Here is a 2,584-nt window from a genome sequence, read left to right as displayed (position 1 = left end):
ACATTAACTTAACAATCAACTGAAAATAAAAGAGTTAATCTTTGTTTTTTTTATGTAGTACTGTATTACACTATAATCTTCACTTCCCACTACCTCTTCTCTGATGGAAAATCTTCTCATCTTATTTTTGATTATTAATCCTCCACATAACTAATACACTTTTCAAAAAAAAGATTTATAATCAAGAAACTTTGCTTTTTTAGATTTAAAATAAGGAACTAAATCTATTCTTCTATTTCTTTTTTGAACCTAAACATTTTTATTTCACTGATGAGAACAAAAAATAGTTACAATAATGTAGTTGTTTTCATCGTTTATTTCTTGTTGATATTTCTACTAGTCACAAATTTTACTTCCTTATATTTAATTTTTTTTATTGATCGTATTATTAAATCGGGCATAGTAGTTAAATTTCCTTTTATCTTTAAAACAATTAAAATCTCTTCCTTAAATTAGTTAATTTTTAACATAAATAGTATATCCAACATCTATTAATCTAGTGGTTAAAAAAGTTAACTGTTTTTATATTCATCCTTTTTTTGAAATATCTGCGTTTTTTTTAAAGTATCGCCTTCTTTAATAAAAAAAGTTTAGCTACATAATCTCTATTGTAAATTGATCCTTTAAAAAAACATTCCTATCAATTGTTACAGAAATCACATCTGGTGATGGAATATTATAACTTCTCGTAAATCTTAAATTAGATATACAATAATTATTATCTTTTTTACATGAAAAAAGAAATATTAAACCAATAAAATATCTAATCAATATCATATTATACAAAGAATTTATATTGTTATTTTTAGGCACTCTAAAATGGATTATCTAATAAATTTAGAACAATTTCATTAAGCTATTTTTTTATAATCATTGTACTATTAATAGAGTTTTATACCTCAAAGAAGAATATAATCTTTGGGTATCATACCATTTGACATACCTAATAGTAATGATATGTTTGTAAATAAGAAGCAAGCTTATAGCGATAAATACATTCGTATTTTATTGTTTTAAAAAAGGATCCAGTCGCAGCATTATCCAAACAATTCCCTTTTCTGCTCATGGATTGAGTGTTATATTGGTGTTGTGCAAAATTTGACACAACCTAGGATTATCTAACTGTAACAAATTAATTACTTCTTTGTCTTTAAAGAAAAAATTATAAGAACATATTACTTCATTCTTTTATCTGTTTTAATAAACTTTAAATTCTATTCCCAAGAAAAGGGAGAATTTAAGATTTTGAAATTAGTAAAAACCTCGCTATTAAAAAATCAACAGTAATCAGGAACTTGTTGGAGTTTTGCTACTACTTCTTTTTTAGAAACTGAAGCCATCCGTTTAGGCAAAGATGAAATTTCGCTTTCGCCAATATTTTATGTTAAGCCAACTTATATGGGAAAAGCAGAAAAATTTATCGAAACAAAAGGAAAAAACTGGTTTGATACTGGTGATTTGACATTTAGTGTACTAGATGCGTACAAAAAATTTGGAGCAGTACCAGAAGATGTTTACAATGGTATCATTGATAAAGATTGGCAACACGATCACGTTGAAAAGGATAATATTCTTCTTGCAATGGTAAAATCTGTCGGTACTTCTGGTTATGGGCGTAAAACCATATAGCTGGAAAAAAATCAGTTGAAACAGTTTTAGATGCGTATTTAGGAACTGTCTTTAATACCTTTATTTATAAAGGGAAACTATACTCACTTAACTCATTTGCAAAAGAATTTGTTGGCATAAAACCTGACAATTATATAGAAATAGCAAGCTATTCTCACAGTGATTTTTACAAAAAGTTTGTTTTAGACATTCCTGCGAACTGGAATTCAAATAAATATTTAAACTTACTTATAAAGGATTTTGAAAATGTAATTGATTATGCGTTAGGATCAGGCTATAGTTTAGCTTGGGATGGTGATGCATCAGAACCAAACTTTGATTATGATACTGGTTTATTAAAATTGACGGTGAATGAGGAAGAAAGTCCTATCACTCAAGAATTAAGGCAAACTACTTTTAAAAATAAAACTACTGCCGATGAACATAATATGTATATAGTTGGAATCGCTGAAGACACAAAAGGCAATCCATATTATTTGTTGAAAAATTCTGAAGGAAATAATAGATATGGTGATTATGTGTATATGTCAAAAAAAGCGTTATTACTGAAAACAATTTCAGTTTTAGTTCATAAAGATGTCATACCTAATGACATTAGAAAAAAATCTGATTTGAGAAAATAAAAACTTTGCACAACAACGTTCTTACTAAAAATTATTCTATCGTAACTCTTTTTACAAAACCCTAATCTCTAATTGCTCTGGTGTTAATTCTGTTTTCTTTGAGAAATCTACAAAATTACTTTCAATCATATTCTTCCCTAACCTGTTTAGCACTCTGACTAGACTCTAACAATTGGTCTTGATCTTGTAAAACTCCTTTGGAAATGAAAATAGAATCTCTTACAGCAATAATAGTCTTAAAATTAAGTAGGTAGTCTAATTTATAATAATATTAGTGTTTGTGTGATACTTTATAAGCTACATCCCAAGTGAAGTTCTATCTTTATATAGGG

2 protein-coding genes and 1 pseudogene are annotated in these 2,584 nt (G+C 27.1%); 2 read left to right on the top strand and 1 reads right to left on the bottom strand.

Annotated features, from left to right (window positions below; genetic code table 11):
- Nucleotides 1-870 precede the first annotated feature (870 nt).
- Nucleotides 871-1,075, bottom strand: a pseudogene (locus N456_RS25395) (integrase core domain-containing protein); the annotation flags it as partial.
- Between the two features lie 323 nt (nucleotides 1,076-1,398).
- Here N456_RS25395 and N456_RS08880 point away from each other — a divergent pair.
- Together N456_RS08880 and N456_RS08875 are read left to right on the top strand one after the other, a co-directional pair.
- The gene (locus N456_RS08880; RefSeq protein WP_062056048.1) at nucleotides 1,399-1,629 is read left to right on the top strand and encodes a hypothetical protein; all 231 of its coding nucleotides are present in this window, start codon (nucleotides 1,399-1,401) and stop codon (nucleotides 1,627-1,629) included.
- Between the two features lie 347 nt (nucleotides 1,630-1,976).
- Complete coding sequence (locus tag N456_RS08875) at nucleotides 1,977-2,252, top strand: hypothetical protein (protein ID WP_062056046.1); 276 nt, start codon at nucleotides 1,977-1,979, stop codon at nucleotides 2,250-2,252.
- The last annotated feature ends 332 nt before the right edge of the window (nucleotides 2,253-2,584 follow it).

It is taken from the genome of Aquimarina longa SW024, assembly GCF_001401755.1.
Taxonomy (GTDB): domain Bacteria; phylum Bacteroidota; class Bacteroidia; order Flavobacteriales; family Flavobacteriaceae; genus Aquimarina; species Aquimarina longa.
The sequence above is the reverse complement of the archived record's forward strand: the minus strand, read 5'-3'. Positions and strand labels throughout refer to the sequence as shown.

Excerpts from the sequence above, each read along its gene's own strand:
- N456_RS08880 (WP_062056048.1), top strand. The coding sequence starts at position 1,399 with ATGGGAAAAGCAGAAAAATTTATCGAAACAAAAGGAAAAAACTGGTTT.